Raw genomic sequence first — 15,514 nt, 5'->3', positions numbered from 1 at the left:
CACTCGCGACCCGCCCCGGCGGCGGCCGCGGCGGCCGTTGCGGGACGGCGATGCTGGTCACAGTGGGTGCGAGCCCGCCGGGTCGCCGCCGTCCGGCGGTCCCGGTGACGGTAGCGTCACCGGTCATGACGGTCGTGCATCCGATCGCCCGGGCCTGGATCACCACTGGCGGCACCGGCGCGCAGAACTACGACGAGTTCGCCGATGACGCGGAGATCACCGCGATCATCGCGGCCAATCCACACAGCGCCCTCGCCATCGAGATGCCGCACCGGGCACCGGAGAGCCTCGGGCGGTCGTTCCTCGACACCCTGCCGGCCGCCGCGGCCCGGCTCACCGAGGCGAAGGCCGACGGCAGCTACACCCCGGCCGGGCAGGTGATCGTCCTGTACCGGATCACCGAGCCGGCCAGCGACGCCGCCGCGTACGGGATGTTCGTCATGGTCGACACCGACCAGATCTCCACCAGCGCGGACGAGCCCGGCCTGGTGATCCGCAACGAGGATGTCTTCCTCGCCAAGGTGCGGGAGCGGGTCGCCCTCGCCGAGGCGGTCGGACACCTGCTCTCGCCGGTGCTGCTGCTGCAGACCGGCGCGGGCGCGGAGCTGCACGCCGCCCTGGCCGCCGCCACCGACGCCGCCGGGGTGCCGGCCGCCACCGACATCGACCAGGCCGGCCGCACCCACGCCATCTGGCCGCTCGGCCCCGGCGAGCGGCAGCGGGAGTTGCTGGCGCTGGCCGGCGGCGGGGAGCTGGTGGTGGCCGATGGCAACCACCGCAGTCTCGCCGCCCAGACCGGCGGCCTGCCCCGCTTCCTCGCGGTCGTCACCACGCCCGACTCGGTCGCCATCCAGCCGTACAACCGGTTGGTCAGCGAGTTGACCACCGCCTCGTCCGGGCTGGGCCGGCCGGCGGCGGAGCTGGCCGACGAGCTGATCGAACGGCTCCGGGCGGCCGGTGCCGCCGTCGAGCCGCTGGCCGGACCGCCGTCCGGGCCGGCCGCCGGCGGCACCGTCCAGATCTACGCCGCCGGGCGCGGTTGGGCGGTCACCCTGCCCGCCGGGGCCGGCAGCCGGGTCGACAACCTCGACCACGCCCTGGTCGAGCGGGTGCTGCTGCGCGACGTGCTCGGGCTCGACCCGGGTGACAAGCGGATCTCGTACGTCGGGGGCGACTACCCGGCGACCTGGCTGGTCGGCGAGGTGGACGCCGGCCGGGCGGAGCTGGCCATCCTGATCGCGCCGGTGACGGTCGACGACTTCGTGGCGGTCAACCTGGCCCGGGAGAAGCTGCCCCGCAAGAGCACCTGGTTCACCCCGAAGGCACGCGGCGGCCTGGTCCTGGCCGAGCTGGACCGGTGACGACCGGTGCCGAGCGGTGCCGGCCGCCCCGCTGCGGCCGGCCCGGCCGGGGCTGACAGACTGCGGCATATGCGCGTCTATCTGGGATCCGACCACGCCGGGTACGAGCTGAAGGTGCACCTGGCGAACCACCTGGCCAAGCAGGGCTACGACCTGGTCGACATCGGTCCGAAGGGCTTCGACCCGGACGACGACTATCCGCCGTTCTGCCTGCACGCCGGCGCCGGGGTGGTGGCCGACCCGGGTTCGCTCGGGGTGGTGATCGGCGGTTCCGGCAACGGCGAGCAGATCGCCGCGAACAAGGTCGCCGGGGTACGCGCGGCGCTGGCCTGGAGCGTGGAGACCGCGCAGCTCGGCCGGCAGCACAACGACGCGAACGTCGTCGCGATCGGGGCCCGGCAGCACACCCTGGACGAGGCGACCGCGATCGTCGAGGCGTTCCTGACCACGCCGTTCTCCGGCAACGACCGGCACGCCCGGCGGATCGCCCAGGTCGGCGAGTACGAGCGCACCCGCACCCTCCCCGACCTCCCCTGACCCCGACCGCCCGGTCCGGTTACCGGCCGGAGCGGGGCAGGTCCTCGCGGGGGACCCAGTTGCGGCGGATGATGACCAGCCGCTCCTCCGCCTCCGCGAGGTCCGCCTCGGTCGGCCGGGTGGCGTCCCTGGCCCGCAGCGCGGCGCCGACGCTGACCTGGGAGGCGCCCGAGCCGATCAGTCCGCGCAGCCCGCGTTCGCCATCGCGGTCCTCGGACGTCGGCCCGGACTGCTCGGACCCGCGCCGTCCGCCGGCCGACTCCACCCGACCGGTCCGGCCGCCCGGGCTCGGCGTGGGCCCCTTGACCGGAGCCTGGTGGGCAGCTGGGCCGGCCGGGGCTGCCGGGCTTCTCGGAGCGCCCTTCCCGGCTTGACCTCCCGCCGTTGCCGGGGCCGCCGCGCGACGGTGGTCGGGTCGACGATCGGACGGGCTGCCAACGGCTTCGGCGCTGCCCGCCTCGACACGGTCGGAGCCGCCGCTGGCGTCGGCGGGGTGGTCAGCTCCGACACCGTCGGGCCCGGTGTCGTCCGGGGCGCCGTCGGTGCGGCGGTTGACGCCGGAGCCGTTTCGCAGCCGGCGACGCCGACGCTCGGGATACGCCATCCGCCGACGGTACCCGGTAGCCGCGCCGGCTTCGAGGTCAGAACACCTCGATGCTGGCCGGCGCGCGGTGCCAACCGAATGCCGGGCCGGCCGCCGCCACCGCCCCCGGCCGCAGTTCGCGTACCCGCCCGGCGGCGGCGAGCGCGGACAGCCCCGGGCCGCCGAGGAACACGGCGCCGAGGTCGGCTATCCCGCAGGACAGGTCGGCCGGATCGGCGGTACGCGCGCAGGCCGCGCCGGTGCCGTCGCCGGTGAGCCGCCAGCGGCCGGCGTTCTCGCCGAGCAGCGGGTCGGTCACCTCGAGCACGACGTCCACCGGGGTGGCGTACCGGCGGGCGGCGAGTGCGGCGCCGACGTCCACGACCCGGACCCACAGTCCGTCGAGGACCTGGGTGTGCAGTGCCCGTGGGTCGGCGACCAGGTGCTGCAACGGCTCGTCCACGGTGCCGTTCTGGTAGCTCGTCGTCCGGGTCAGGTCGATCGTGAGCAGGAAGCGCCAGAGCTGCGCGTACGCCTCCGGCGTGCCGGCGGCCACCTCATCGACCTGGACCTGGCCCCGCGGGCTCCAGTTGTCCCAGTGGTTCCTGGCCCGGTACAGGGCGTAGCCGGCCACCCCGTCGGCGTCCTCGTAGAGCACGGCGTGCCGGGCGGCCGCGCCGTGCCGCTGGGCGGGCGGGTCGTCGAGCAGCCGCCGCCACCACCGGGCGTCCCGGCTCGACCAACCGGGTCGTCCGGCGCGCAGCCGGTCGTAGACGCCGACCAGCGCCTCGTGCAGAGGGCCGGCCTCGCCCATCCGGAGCCGGGGCTCGCCGCCCGGCGGCAGCCCGACCGACCGGGTGTCGATCTCCATCGTCAGCCGCTGGGCGGCCATGCCGTACCCGAACCGCGGGTAGATCGCCGATTCACTGGCCCACAGCACCGCGATGGACTCCCCACCGGCCCTGATGTCCTGCAACTGCTTGCGCATCAGCCGGGTCAGCAGGCCACGCCGGCGGTGGGTGGGGGCGACCCCGACCTGGGTGACGTGCCCGGCGGACAGGACCGCGCCGGGCACGGTCAACTCCCGGGTGAACGCTCCGGCGTGCGCCACCACCACCCCACGGTCGCGGACCAGCAGGGACCGGGCCGGCTCGTAGGTCGCCCGGTTGAGCTCCCGGGCCTCGTCGTTGCGTACGTCGTGGAAGACCACGTTGAGCAGGTCGGCCACGCCGTCCCAGTCCGCGGGCGTCTTCCCGGTCTCGATCGGCGGTTCGGCGTCCGTCACCCGTTCTGTCTAGCCGACCGGCCGGCGTTCGGCGACCGGTTTACCGGCTGGCTACTCTCGGAAGGGGGCGGGGTGTCGACCCGGGTCGCCCGGGATCAATGGGGGAGGACAAATGCCAGACCGTTCGCAGCCGTGGTCCGAGCGGACGCAGCAGTGGCCGGATCAGGTCGACCCGTGGGCGGAGCCGACCCAGCCGGGCCACTCGGCACAGCCGGGCCACCCCGGCCACTCGACACAGCCGGGCCACCCGGCACCGCCCGGCCAGCCGTGGGCGGAGCGCACCGTCGAGGTTCCACCGCAGCCGGAACCGTTCCGGCGGGGGGTCGCCGCGGTGGGCGCCCGGAAGCCGCGCACCGAACAGTTCCCGGTCGCGCCGCACGAGCCGACCGGCGTCGGCTGGCCGGGCGAGCCTCAGCCGCCGCAGGTGCCGCCGGGTTACCACGCCCGGCAACTGCGCATCGGTGGCGGCTGGAGCGTGCTCGGTGGCCTCTTCGCGTTCGTCTGCTGGGGCATCTGGGCGATCTCGGCGCGCGGCGACCTGACCAGCCCGGTGCTCACCTTCGTGCTGACCCTGCTGGTGGCGGTCGGCCTCTTCGCGCTCGCCCGGCTGCTCGGCCGGCTCATCCTGGAACGGCAGCTCGGTCGGATCCGCCGCAGCGCACGCGGCGCCCACTTCGTCACCGGCGCCTTCCTGGCCGTGGTGGGGGTCGCGTACCTGCGCCAGACGGAATGGGTGATGAGCGTCTGGGACTGGTTCGGAAACAACCTCTGAGCGCGGTGGCGGCGCCCTCGGTCAGCCGAGCGCGCCGTCGCGCAGCACCGCGTGCACGCCGACCACCTGGTTGACGATCTGGGTGACCCGCAGGTCGACCACCACACTGGCCAGCGCGATGGCGTCGGTCCGCGACACTCCGTGCAGCCGTCCCAGCAGCGCGAACATCGACTCCAGCGCCTCGAACGCCGCCTCGTCGAGGGTCGCGCCGAGGCCCATGGTCAGCCAGGCGTCCGCCGTCCGGGCCACCGGCCCGGTCAGCGGGAAGTCGTCACGCAGGTCGACGGTGAGGACGACCCGGTCCATCGGGCATTCGATGGCGATGCCGCTGACCTCGCCGTCGCCCTGGGCGGCGTGCCCGTCGCCGGCGGAGAGGAGCGCCCCGTCGACCGGGATCGGCAGCAGCAGGGTGGAGCCGGCGACCAGGTCCTTGCAGTCGAGGTTCCCGCCGTGCACCCGGGGCGGGATCGTCGAGTGCTCACCCGGCTCGGCCGGCGGCATCCCGAGCACCCCCAGGAAGGGCCGCAACGCCACCGTGTGGCCGAGCTGGTTCCGGCCGGTCAGCGTGGCCGGGTCGAGCTGCCAGCTGTGCACCACCCCGGCCTCCTCGATCCCGTACCGCCGGTTGAGGGCGCTCGGCCAGCCGCCGGCCACCGAGGTGCCCCAGCTGGCGGGGACGACCTCGTCGATCCGGATCGACAGCGTCATCCCGGCCCGCGCGCCGCGCACCGCCACCGGGCCGACCAGGGCGTGGCCGTACTCCGGCCGGTGCTGCGGGACCCGGGGCCGGTCCGCGTGCCGGCCACCGGGGTAGGGACCCGCCGACCACCAGCAGTCCAGGGTCCGCACCGTGATCGTGTCGCCGGGGTCGATGGTCAGCACCGGCGGATACCCCGCCGAGAAGTACCCGTGCAGCGTCCGGTCGTCCGGCTCCAGCGCGTGCTCCATCGACCGACCATACCCAGCCGCGGTCGACGGCCCGGCGGCGCCGGGCGTGGTCAGGGGACCAGGTGGATGTGCACCCGGCGGGCCGCCACCGCCGCCTCCGCCAGCACCGACAGTCGGGGCTCGGCGACGTCGAGCAGGTGCGGGTGCCGGATCGCCAGCAACGGCTCCAGCCGCCGGTCGGCCAGTACCGCGTCGACCAGCTGCCGGTCACCGCCGCCGACCAGGGCGGCGACGGTGTCGGCCGGGTCGGCCCCGCCGCCGGGCGCGTACGGCAGCAGGACCCGGGCGGCGATGTCGGCGGCCCGGCCCGCCGCGGCGTCGGTCTGGTTGGCGCGGCGACGGGCGTACCGGCCCTGGGACCAGCCGCCGGCGGCGGTCCGGCCCTGCACGTAGAAGCGGTCGACCTTCGAGGTGGTGATCGAGGTGCCGTCCACCACGCCCACCGCGACCGCGCCCTTGCGGACCAGCAACAGGGCGATCCGGGGCGGCCGGCGCAACGCCGCCAGCAGGCCGTCGAGGTCGTCGACGCCGGTGATCCCGGGCGGCGGCAGCAGCGTGGCGGTGTCGCCGTTGCTGGTGCCGGTCAGCACGAGCCCCTGCTCGGTGGCGCCGTCGTGGCGGCCGTAGAAGCCGTCGAGCCAACCGCGTACCCGGTCGGGGGAGATCTCCACCCAGCGCCCGCCACCCGCCGCGGGCCGTGCCTTCACGTCGTTGTCACTCCTTGAGCTTTGTCACTCCTTGAGCGAACCGCCGGTCAGGCCGCTGACGATGTGCCGCTCGGCCACCAGGTAGAACAGTAGCGCCGGGATCATCGCCAGCACCACGTAGGCGAGGATGCGCGCGTAGTCCGCGGCGTACTGGGTCTGGAACTGCTGGACTCCCAGCGGCAGCGTCCAGTTCTCCGAGCTGTTCATGACGACCAGCGGGAGCAGGAAGTTGTTCCAGCTCGTGACGATGGCCAGCACCGAGACGGTGGCCAGCGCCGGCCGGGCCATCGGCAGCAGGATCCGCCAGAAGAAGCCGAACGGCGAGCAGCCGTCCAGCGTGGCCGACTCCTCCATCTCGGCCGGGATGGTGCGGAAGAAGCTCCGCAGGATGATGATCGTGATGGGCAGGCCGAAGGCGGCCTGCGGCAGGATGACGCCGAGCGGGTTGTCCAGCAGGCCGAACGAGCGCAGCAGCACGAACAGCGGCAGGATCGCCACCGCGAACGGGAACATCAGCCCGATCGCGAAGAGGGTGAACAGCGTCTCGCGGCCGCGGAAGGCGTACCGGGCGAAGATGAACGCGGCCATCGCCGACACGCCGACGGTGAGCACCACGGTCGCCACCCCGATCAGCGTGCTGTTGAACAGCAGCCGCCAGAAGGCCGACGAGGCGAGCACCTCGGTGTAGTTGCCCGGCTGCCACGGGTCGGGCAGCCCGAACGGGTCGACGGTGAGTTGACCGTTGGTCTTGAACCCACCGAGTACGCCGAAGACGATCGGCACGATCACGATCGCGCCCACCACGATGGCGACGGTGTGCAGTGAGATCAGGCGTCCGGCACCGAGCCTCATCGGCGGCCTCCCATCACGGTGATGGCTCCCTCGACGTCGCGGCGGATCACGTAGCGCTGGTAGATCAGGCCGAAGACCAGGCTGATCAGGAACATGGCGATGCTGATCGCGCTGGCGTAGCCCACCTCGAACTGGCGGAAGCCGACCTGGAACATGCTGATCGCCAGGGTCTCCGAGGAGTGCACCGGACCGCCGCCGGTGAGCACGTAGACCATGTCGAAGAGCTGGACGGTGCCGATGATGGCGAGGAAGACGCTGATCCGGATCGTCGGCCCCAGCAGCGGCAGCGTGACGTGCCGGAAGGTCTGCCAGTGGCCGGCGCCGTCGATCGCCGCCGCCTCGATCACCTCTTCGGGGATGCCCTGCCGGCCGGCCAGGTAGAGGATCATGTGGAAGCCGAAGTACTTCCACGAGATGACCAGGAAGACCGTGTACATCACGATGGACGGCTCGGCCAGCCAGGCGATCGCGAGCGAGTCCAGCCCGACGGAGCCGAGCAGGTGGTTCACCAGGCCGCTCTCCGGCGAGAAGATCATGGAGAACAGCACGCCCGTGATGACCTCGGACAGCACGTACGGCGCGAAGAACACCAGCCGGTAGAAGCGCCGCCCGCGCAGCCGCTGGTTGAGCAGCATCGCCAGGCCGAGTGCCGCCGGCAACTGGAACACCAGGGTGAGCGAGATGATCAGGAACCCGTGCCAGAGATCGTCGAGGAAGATCGGGTCGTCGAGCAACCGTTGGAAGTTGCCGAGCCCGACGAAGTCGGTCGGCGGACCGAACCCGTTCCAGTCGAAGAAGCTGGCGTAGCCGGCGATCAGGATCGGCGCCAGCACCAGCAGGCAGAAGAGCAGCAGTGCGGGCAGCATGAAGAGCACGACGGTCAGCCAGCGGGTCGCCTGCCGCCGGGCGCGGGTGTGCACGGGGGCCGGCTTGCGGTCCCCGTGCACACCCGGAGCGGCCGTTTCGGGCTCCCGTTCGGCTACCGGCGCTTCGCTAGCGCTGGGCGACATTTGTGAGGTCTTCCGTCACCTTTTCCGGGCTGGCCTCGCCCGCCAGGAGCTGCGCGACGCTGTCGTTGACCTGCTGGCCGAGCGCCGGCGGGTAGGCCTGGTCGAGGTAGAGCTGAATGCCGGTCGCCGCGTTGAGAGTTTCCGACACCACCTGCAGGTTCGGGTTGGTCACCGAGCTCTCCGCCCCGGTGATCGCGGGGATGAGCTCGTTGGTGGCCACGATTTCCTGGTACGTGGCGCCGCTGAGCAGGTATTTGACGAAGTCGATGGCGGCCGGCGGGGCGTTGCGGCCCACCGCGATGCCGTTGCCGCCGCCGAACGCGTCGGTCGGGGAGCCCTTGCCGCCGTCGACCGCGGGGAAGGTGAAGAAGCCCAGTTTGTCGCCGAGCCCCTGGGTGCTGGCCGACGAGGTTTCCTGCACGCTCGGGGCCCACTGGCCCATCAGCTCCATCGCGGCCAGTCCGTTGCCCATGCTGGCCGCCTGGCCGTCCGGGGTGTCGTAGGAGGCGCCCAGGAAGCCCTTCTGGAACGGCTGCAGGTCGACCAGGTCCTTCAGGTGCTGACCCGCGGTGACGAAGTCCGGGTTGGCGAACGACTTGTCCTCGGCGGCCTGGTTGAGCGCGTCCGGTCCGGCCACCCGCATCGCGAGGTAGGCCCAGTAGTAGTGGCCGGGCCACTTGTCCTTGCCGGCGAGCGCCAGCGGGGTGGTGCCGGAGGCCTTGAGCGCCCGGACGTTGGCCAGGAACTCGGCCCAGGTGGTCGGCGGCGCGGAGATGCCGGCCTTGGCGAAGAGGTCCTTGTTGTACCAGAAGCCGATCATGCCGACGTCGACCGGGAAGCCGTACGACTTGCCGTCGATGGTGTAGGCGTCCACCGCGTTCGGGATCAGGCTCAGCCCGGAGACCTCCGAGCTGATGTCCTTGACCAGGCCGGCCTCCGCCTGCTGGGCGAGCACACCGCCGCCCCAGGTGTGGAAGAGGTCCGGCGGGTCGCCCGCCTGGTTGACGGTGCCGAGCTTGGTCTTGAACGCGTCGTTCTGCAGCGCCGACACGTTGATCTTGACGTTGGCATTCTCGTCCGAGAACTTCTTGGCCATGTTGGCGAACATGGTCATACCGGGGTCATTGTTGGAGATGTGCCACCACTCGACGGTCTGATTGCCGTCCGAGTCGGTACCGTCGTCGCCCCCGCAGCCGCCGAGCAGTACGGCGCCGGCGCCGACGCCGGCCAAGCGCAGGAGTGATCGACGGGAGAGAATGTCATCTGTTGTCATCGGATTCCTCCCGAATGCCCAACCCCGCGCCTGACGTCCGTCATGGTGGGGTGATTGCTGGTGAGTTGGCAAACTTTCAGACATTGACCGGTATGTTTCGGGCACGCTACGCCCTGCCCCGGGTTAGGTCAAGACTCGTCAGGCGCGCGCACAAGGGTTATCGTGAGGGCCGACTCGCAGTGGGTGGAACGTTCCAATTCTGGAACTTTCCGGAACTGCGGGAGTTCCGGTCGGTGCCGGTCGAGAGTCGCCCGACCGTCTGATCGGAGCGTGACGAAGGGGCGAGATGACCAGCGCGAAGACCACCGTCGCCGAGACAGCGAAGGACGCGGGAGTCCGTTTAATCCGTAATCCGGTATTGCCCGGATTCAATCCCGATCCCGTCATCCTGCGCGTCGGTCCGGACTACTACATTGCCACCTCGACCTTCGAGTGGTACCCCGGCGTTCGTCTGCACCATTCGACGGACCTGGTCAACTGGCGTCCGCTCGGCGGCGTGTTGACCGAGCGGCGACTGCTGGACCTGACCGGAGCCGGCGACTCCTGTGGCGTGTGGGCACCCGACCTGAGCTGGGCGGACGGCCTGTTCTACCTGGTGTACGCGGACGTGGCGAGCTTCGCCAGCGGCTACTGGGACCCGCAGAACTACCTGATCACCGCCCCGGACCTCGCCGGCCCCTGGTCCGACCCCGTTCCGCTGCACGCCCGGGGCTTCGACGCCGCGCTCTTTCACGAGGACGGCCGGAGCTGGCTGCTGGCGATGTCCGCCGACTGGCGCCCGGGCCGGGAACGGTTTGCCGGCATCCAGATCCAGGAGTACGACCGGGCCGCCCGGCGCCTGGTGGGCGCCGAGCAGATCATCTACGGGGGCACCGAGACCGGCCTGACCGAAGGCCCGCGGGTCTACCGCCGGGACGGCTGGTACTACCTCGTCACCGCGGAGGGCGGCACCAGCTGGGAACACCAGGTCACCGTGGCCCGCTCGAAGAGCCTCTTCGGCCCGTACGAGTCGGACCCGGCCGGCCCGCTGCTCACCTCGCGCGGCCGCCCGGACCTGCCGCTGCAGAAGGCGGGCCACGGCAGCCTGGTCCAGACCCCGGACGGCGAGTGGTACCTGGCACACCTGGTGGCCCGGCCGTACACGCCGTTGGGCAACTGTGTGCTCGGCCGGGAGACGGCGATCCAACGGGTGAGCTGGCCGGCGGGTGAGTGGCCGCGTGTCGACGGCGGGGTGCCGGCGGAGCTGGTGCCGGCACCGGCCGCCGCCGCGACCGCCGACCCGGACGACGGCGCCGAGAGCGACGGCACCGCGAGCCACGACGACTTCGACGCCGCGACCCTCGGCCCGGACTGGTCCACCCTGCGGCGCCCGGCCACCCCGGACTGGGTCGACCTGAGCGCCCGCCCCTCGCACCTGCGCATCCATGGTGGACAGTCACCGGTCGGGCGGCAGCGACCGAGCCTGGTCGCCCGGCGGGTGACCGCGCCGAGGTTCGAGTTCGAGGCGACGATGGAGTTCCAGCCTGCGTCGTTCCGGCAGCTCGCCGGGGTGACCGCCTACTACAACACCCGCAACTGGCACTTCGCGTACCTGACCGCCAGCGACGACGGCCGGCGGGTGCTGGAACTGCTCTCCTGCGACCGGGGGGTGCGTACCCCGCACCCCGGCTGCCAGGTGGACCTGACCGGCATCGACCGGATCCGGCTGCGGGTCACCTTCGACGGCCCGGTGCTGCGGTTCGCGTACGCGTCGGCCAGCTCCACCGGTTGGCGGCAGCTGCCGGCCGAACTGGACGCCACCATCCTCTCCGACGAGCACGCCGCCCAGTTCGCCACCGGCGAGCCCGAGGCGTGGGGCTTCACCGGCGCCTTCGCCGGCCTCTGGGTCCAGGACCTCGGCGGCGACGGCGGGTACGCCGACTTCGACTCCGCCGCCCACCGCGCCCACTGACCCGACGCCGTCCCGAGCCCGGACCGGGCGCGGGCCGCGACCCGGGTCACGCGGTCGGGGTGCGGGCGGACCGGACCTGGGCGTTCGCGCGTAGGTGGGCCCGTTCGCCCTGGCTGCCGAAGAGCACGAGGACCTCGGCGGCGGCCGGACCGGCGCTGCCGAACCAGTGCGGGACGCGGGTGTCGAACTCGGCGGCCTCGCCCGCGCCGAGCAGCAGGTCCTGATCCCCGAGGAGCAGCCGGAGCCGGCCGCTGAGGACGTACATCCACTCGTACCCCTCGTGGGACTTCAGCTCGGACGGCTGCCGGCGGACCGGAATGATCAGCTTGTACGCCTGCAGGCCGCCGGCCCGCCGGGTCAGCGGGATCATGGTCATTCCGTTGCGGGCCACCGGCTTCAGGTGGATGCGGGGGTCGCCGGTCGGCGGCGCGCCGACCAGTTCGTCGATCTGGACCCCGTACGCGCGAGCCAGCGGCAAGAGTAGTTCCAGGGTGGGGCGGCGCTGGCCGGATTCCAGCCGGGACAGGGTGGAGACCGAGATCCCGGTGGCCGCCGAGAGGTCGGTCAGGGTGGTCTCCCGCTGCCGCCGCAGCGTCCGCAGCCGGGGGCCGACGGCGGTGAGTACGTCCGCGAGGTCCTCGGTCATCGACCCAGTTTGCCATAACGGCAAGGATGCTTGCCGCCGGACGTCGACCGGCGGATGGTGGTCGCGGAGGTGGTCGCAGATGACCCAGGAACAGTTCGATGTCGTGGTGGTGGGCGGCGGGGCCGCCGGCCTCAGCGCGGCGGTGGTGCTCGGCCGGGCCCGCCGGTCGGTGCTGGTGATCGACGCGGGTTCACCGCGTAACACCCCGGCCGAAGGGGTGCACGGATTCTTGACCCGGGATGGCATCAGCCCCGCTGAGCTGGTCCAGACCGGCCGCAAGGAGGTCGAGCACTACGGCGGGGTCATCCGGGTCGGCGAGGCGGTGGCGGCCCGGCGCGACCAGGCCGGGTTCGAGGTGACCCTCGCCGACGGCGCCCGGGTCACCGGCCGGCGGCTGCTGGTCACCAGCGGGCTCGTCGACGAGCTGCCCGACCTCCCCGGCCTGCGGCAGCGGTGGGGTCGCGACGTGCTGCACTGCCCCTACTGCCACGGCTGGGAGGTCCGCGACCAGGCGATCGGCGTACTCGGCACCGGGGCGTGGGCGGTCCACCAGGCGCTGCTGTTCCGGCAGTGGTCGCCGGACGTGGTGCTGTTCACAAACACCGCGCCGGCGCTGACGCCGGAGCAGACCGAGCAACTCGCGGCCCGCGACATCCGGGTCGTCACCGGGCCGGTCGAGTCCCTGGAGGTGACCGACGACCGGCTGACCGGGGTGCGGCTGGCCGACGGGCGGATCGTGGCCCGGCAGGCGGTCACCGTGACGTCCCGGATGGTTGCCTCCTCGCCCGTCCTGCACGATCTCGGACTGCGCCCCACCCCGCACGAACGCGGCGTCGGCGAGCACTTCGCGGCCGCCGACCCGACCGGCCGCACCGAGGTGCCGGGCGTCTGGGTGGCGGGCAACGTCACCGACCTGATGGCCCAGGTGGTGATGGCGGCCGCCGGTGGGGTGGCCGCGGCCGCCGCGATCAACGCGGACCTGATCACCGAGGAGACCGATCGCGCGGTCACCGAGCGGCGGCAGCAGATCGGGCAGATGCTCACCCGGGAGTTCTGGGACGAGCGGTACGCCTCGTCGGACCGGATCTGGAGCGGCAACCCGAATCCGCACCTGGTCAGCACCGCCACCGGGCTCACCCCGGCGGCGGCGCTGGACGTCGGCAGCGGGGAGGGGGGCGACGCGATCTGGTTGGCCGCTCAGGGCTGGCAGGTGACCGCCGTCGACGTGTCACCGGTCGCGCTGGAGCGGGCCGCCCGGCACGCGGCCGAGGCCGGGGAGGCGGTCGCCCAGCGGATCACCTGGCAGCCGGCGGACGTGCTGAGCTGGGACCCGGGTCGCCAGCGGTACGACCTGGTGTCGGCGCAGTTCGTGCACCTGCCGCCGCCCGGGCTGACCGACCTGCACCGCCGGCTGGCCGCCGCGGTGCGGCCCGGCGGAACCCTGCTGATCGTCGGCCACCACCCGTCGGACCTGGAGACCTCGCTGCGGCGGCCCAGGCTGCCGGAGCTGATGTTCACGGCCGAACAGGTGGCGGCCACTCTGGACCCGGACGAGTGGGAGGTCGTGGTCGCGGCGGCGCCGCAGCGGCAGGTCACCGACCCCGAGGGTCAACAGGTCACCATCCGCGACGCGGTGCTGCGGGCGGTACGCAGGAGCTGACGCCGGCGGGGCAACCCGCCGGCCACGGGTCGGCTAGCCTCGTCCTTCCCGACCCGTCGGGACGGGTTCACACCTGCGCAGGTCTGCGGGGCATCCGCCCGCGCCGGATCTGCCTGACCTGAGGACGTCACGTGAAGCTGGCCCGGGGTATCCGCCTGACCGCCGCCGGAGCGGCCGCCCTGCTGGGCATCCTCGCCAGCTCGGCGAGTGCCGCCACCGCGCCGCCACCGCTGCCCGATCCAACCCGGACGGCCGCTGGCGAGAGCGGACCGTCGGCCGCCGGCCCGGCACCCGACGCGCGGCCCGGCCGACCTGCCACCGCCACCCAGGAGCCGGCCGGCCGGCCGCCAGCGGTCCGTGGACCGGCCGCCGCGCAGGCCGGCCAGCCGGCGGCAGCCGAGCGGGCGCCGGCCCGGTTCGACCTCGACGGGGACGGCCGGGACGAACTGGTGGTCGGCACCACGGTGGAACAGCTCGGCCGGGCCCTGCACGTGCGCTACTCCAGCCGGTCGGCGGCCCAGACCCTGACCGCGCCCACCGGGTCGTACCCGGACTGGCGCTTCCAGTTGGAGTTCACCAGCGGCGACTTCGACGGCGACGGGATCGGCGACCTGGCCGTGGCCGCCGTCCGGACCGTCTCGTCGACGGTCTTCGAGCACGGTCTCTTCGTCTACGAGGGCGGTCCGGCCGGCCTCGACCGGGCCGGGGTCCGGCTGCTGACCGGCCTGACCGTCGGCGCGCTGGCCGCCGGGGACGTCGACGGCGACGGCCGGGACGACCTGGCGGTCAGCGACGGCAGCGCGAACGTCGCGGGGCACCCGCCGTTCCGGGGCTCGGTCACCGTGCTGCGCGGCGGCGCCGACGGGCTCACCCGGACCGGCGAGATCGTGGTACGCCAGGTGCTCGCCGGCTGGTCCGGCCTGGTCGAGGAGTACTTCGGTGGGTCGCTGGCGATCGGCGACTTCACCGGGGACGGCTACGGCGATCTGGCGGTGGGCGGCTTCCGGCGGGGCGCCCGGGAAAGCGACGTACACGGCATGGTCACCCTCTTCCCGGGCTCGGCCGGCGGGCCGGACCCGACCCGGGCCAGCAAGGTGGAGGGGCAGTTCGAGTTGACCGGCAGCCTGCCGGTCGACGTGCTGGCGATGGCCGACCTGAACCTGGACGGCCGGTCGGATCTGGTGCTGGGACTGCCCCGGTACGGCAGTGGCGAGATCGTCTACCTGCCCGGCGCGGCGGCCGGCCTCAGCGCGGCCGGGCACCGGCGGATCAACCAGGACACCCCGGGCGTGCCCGGTGAATCGGACCAGGACTCCACCGGCGGCGGTTTCGGCTTCTCGCTGGCCACCGGGGACGCGACCGGTGACGGCGTCCCGGATCTGCTGGTCGGTGCGAACACGATGAGCGTCGGATCGGTGCCGGACGCGGGTGCGGTCTACCTGCTGCCGGGCACTGCCAACGGCCCCACCGGCGCCGGTTCGTACGCGTACCGCCAGGGCGCCGCGCCGGCGGGTGGCCGCAAGCCGAACCCGCACCACCTCGACCGCGCCGAGGAGAACGACTACCTCGGCGCGTCGGCCGCGTTGCTCGACCTGGACGGGGTCGGCCCGCTGGAGATCTTCGTCGGCTCGGCCCACGAGGACCTGTCCGAGGCGCCGTCGGGTACCTCGATCGGTCTGCTCACCGAGCTGCGGTTGGATCGCGATCCGCCCCGGCGGGGCGAACCGGCGCGGCCGGCACTGGTCCGGCTGGCGGCGGTCACGCTCTACCGCCCGGCCGATCTGCCGGTCGCGGGCGGGCGGATCAGCCGGATCGGCCCGGGCCTGCTGGCCGGCTGAGCGGTGCGGCACCGGTCCCGTCCTTGACGCCGGGCCGGCCGCCCTGAGAAGTTCTCGGGTGTGACACCTGGGTAGGAAGGGAGACCTGGGG

General features: G+C 73.0%; 14 protein-coding genes and 1 pseudogene. 7 read left to right on the top strand and 8 right to left on the bottom strand.

Features of this window, described 5'->3' with window-relative positions:
• The first annotated feature begins 125 nt into the window (after positions 1-125).
• Positions 126-1,361: a DUF1015 family protein gene (locus O7627_RS26685; protein WP_278096218.1), complete on the top strand. Its 1,236-nt coding sequence runs from the start codon at positions 126-128 to the stop codon at positions 1,359-1,361.
• A gap of 69 nt (positions 1,362-1,430) precedes the next feature.
• Positions 1,431-1,898, top strand: coding sequence for a ribose-5-phosphate isomerase (locus O7627_RS26680; RefSeq protein ID WP_278096217.1), 468 nt, complete (start codon positions 1,431-1,433; stop codon positions 1,896-1,898).
• A 19-nt stretch (positions 1,899-1,917) separates the two neighbouring features.
• Here O7627_RS26680 and O7627_RS26675 read toward each other — a convergent pair whose 3' ends face one another.
• Both O7627_RS26675 and O7627_RS26670 read right to left on the bottom strand, forming a co-directional pair.
• Positions 1,918-2,163 (bottom strand): hypothetical protein, encoded by a 246-nt coding sequence (locus tag O7627_RS26675; RefSeq protein WP_347404677.1) that lies wholly within the window; start codon positions 2,161-2,163, stop codon positions 1,918-1,920.
• 376 nt (positions 2,164-2,539) lie between these two features.
• Positions 2,540-3,766: a GNAT family N-acetyltransferase gene (locus O7627_RS26670; protein ID WP_278096216.1), complete on the bottom strand. Its 1,227-nt coding sequence runs from the start codon at positions 3,764-3,766 to the stop codon at positions 2,540-2,542.
• Positions 3,767-3,878: 112 nt separating this feature from the next.
• Between O7627_RS26670 and O7627_RS26665 the strand changes: the two genes are divergently transcribed.
• Positions 3,879-4,538, top strand: a complete 660-nt coding sequence (locus O7627_RS26665) for a hypothetical protein (protein WP_278096215.1) — start codon at positions 3,879-3,881, stop codon at positions 4,536-4,538.
• 21 nt (positions 4,539-4,559) lie between these two features.
• Here the strand turns inward: O7627_RS26665 and O7627_RS26660 are convergent, their stop codons facing one another.
• The 5 genes from O7627_RS26660 to O7627_RS26640 all read right to left on the bottom strand — a co-directional run bounded on the left by O7627_RS26660 (position 4,560) and on the right by O7627_RS26640 (position 9,328).
• Entirely contained in the window at positions 4,560-5,486 is a 927-nt protein-coding gene (locus O7627_RS26660; protein WP_278096214.1) for an acetamidase/formamidase family protein, read from the bottom strand.
• Between the two features lie 50 nt (positions 5,487-5,536).
• Complete coding sequence (locus O7627_RS26655) at positions 5,537-6,193, bottom strand: acVLRF1 family peptidyl-tRNA hydrolase (protein WP_278096213.1); 657 nt, start codon at positions 6,191-6,193, stop codon at positions 5,537-5,539.
• A 24-nt stretch (positions 6,194-6,217) separates the two neighbouring features.
• The gene (locus O7627_RS26650; protein WP_278096212.1) at positions 6,218-7,045 is read right to left on the bottom strand and encodes a carbohydrate ABC transporter permease; all 828 of its coding nucleotides are present in this window, start codon (positions 7,043-7,045) and stop codon (positions 6,218-6,220) included.
• Entirely contained in the window at positions 7,042-7,965 is a 924-nt protein-coding gene (locus tag O7627_RS26645; RefSeq protein WP_278096211.1) for a sugar ABC transporter permease, read from the bottom strand. The genes O7627_RS26650 and O7627_RS26645 overlap by 4 nt, the downstream gene beginning before the upstream one ends.
• A 73-nt stretch (positions 7,966-8,038) precedes the next feature.
• Positions 8,039-9,328: an extracellular solute-binding protein gene (locus tag O7627_RS26640; RefSeq protein ID WP_278096210.1), complete on the bottom strand. Its 1,290-nt coding sequence runs from the start codon at positions 9,326-9,328 to the stop codon at positions 8,039-8,041.
• Between the two features lie 286 nt (positions 9,329-9,614).
• On the opposite strand from O7627_RS26640, the gene O7627_RS26635 reads away from it, so the two are divergent.
• Positions 9,615-11,279 (top strand): glycoside hydrolase family 43 protein, encoded by a 1,665-nt coding sequence (locus tag O7627_RS26635; protein ID WP_278096209.1) that lies wholly within the window; start codon positions 9,615-9,617, stop codon positions 11,277-11,279.
• Positions 11,280-11,325: 46 nt separating this feature from the next.
• Here the strand turns inward: O7627_RS26635 and O7627_RS26630 are convergent, their stop codons facing one another.
• The gene (locus O7627_RS26630; protein ID WP_278096208.1) at positions 11,326-11,925 is read right to left on the bottom strand and encodes a helix-turn-helix domain-containing protein; all 600 of its coding nucleotides are present in this window, start codon (positions 11,923-11,925) and stop codon (positions 11,326-11,328) included.
• Between the two features lie 79 nt (positions 11,926-12,004).
• Here O7627_RS26630 and O7627_RS26625 point away from each other — a divergent pair.
• From O7627_RS26625 to O7627_RS26615, 3 genes and pseudogenes are all read left to right on the top strand, one after another.
• Positions 12,005-12,934, top strand: a pseudogene (locus O7627_RS26625) (NAD(P)/FAD-dependent oxidoreductase); the annotation flags it as partial.
• 27 nt (positions 12,935-12,961) lie between these two features.
• Positions 12,962-13,585: a class I SAM-dependent methyltransferase gene (locus O7627_RS26620; RefSeq protein WP_278098444.1), complete on the top strand. Its 624-nt coding sequence runs from the start codon at positions 12,962-12,964 to the stop codon at positions 13,583-13,585.
• A gap of 131 nt (positions 13,586-13,716) precedes the next feature.
• Positions 13,717-15,423, top strand: coding sequence for an integrin alpha (locus O7627_RS26615; protein ID WP_278096207.1), 1,707 nt, complete (start codon positions 13,717-13,719; stop codon positions 15,421-15,423).
• The last annotated feature ends 91 nt before the right edge of the window (positions 15,424-15,514 follow it).

The sequence above is a fragment of the Solwaraspora sp. WMMD1047 genome, from assembly GCF_029626155.1.
In the GTDB taxonomy this organism is placed as follows: Bacteria; Actinomycetota; Actinomycetes; order Mycobacteriales; family Micromonosporaceae; genus WMMD1047.
This window is presented reverse-complemented; position numbering and strand designations above follow the sequence as displayed.

Bases quoted from the DNA above. Each gene is read 5' to 3' on its own strand.
- O7627_RS26620 (WP_278098444.1), top strand. From the start codon at position 12,962: ATGCTCACCCGGGAGTTCTGGGACGAGCGGTACGCCTCGTCGGACCGG.
- O7627_RS26635 (WP_278096209.1), top strand. From the start codon at position 9,615: ATGACCAGCGCGAAGACCACCGTCGCCGAGACAGCGAAGGACGCGGGA.
- O7627_RS26640 (WP_278096210.1), bottom strand. From the start codon at position 9,328: ATGACAACAGATGACATTCTCTCCCGTCGATCACTCCTGCGCTTGGCC.
- O7627_RS26680 (WP_278096217.1), top strand. From the start codon at position 1,431: ATGCGCGTCTATCTGGGATCCGACCACGCCGGGTACGAGCTGAAGGTG.
- O7627_RS26665 (WP_278096215.1), top strand. From the start codon at position 3,879: ATGCCAGACCGTTCGCAGCCGTGGTCCGAGCGGACGCAGCAGTGGCCG.
- O7627_RS26650 (WP_278096212.1), bottom strand. From the start codon at position 7,045: ATGAGGCTCGGTGCCGGACGCCTGATCTCACTGCACACCGTCGCCATC.
- O7627_RS26685 (WP_278096218.1), top strand. From the start codon at position 126: ATGACGGTCGTGCATCCGATCGCCCGGGCCTGGATCACCACTGGCGGC.
- O7627_RS26660 (WP_278096214.1), bottom strand. From the start codon at position 5,486: ATGGAGCACGCGCTGGAGCCGGACGACCGGACGCTGCACGGGTACTTC.
- O7627_RS26630 (WP_278096208.1), bottom strand. From the start codon at position 11,925: ATGACCGAGGACCTCGCGGACGTACTCACCGCCGTCGGCCCCCGGCTG.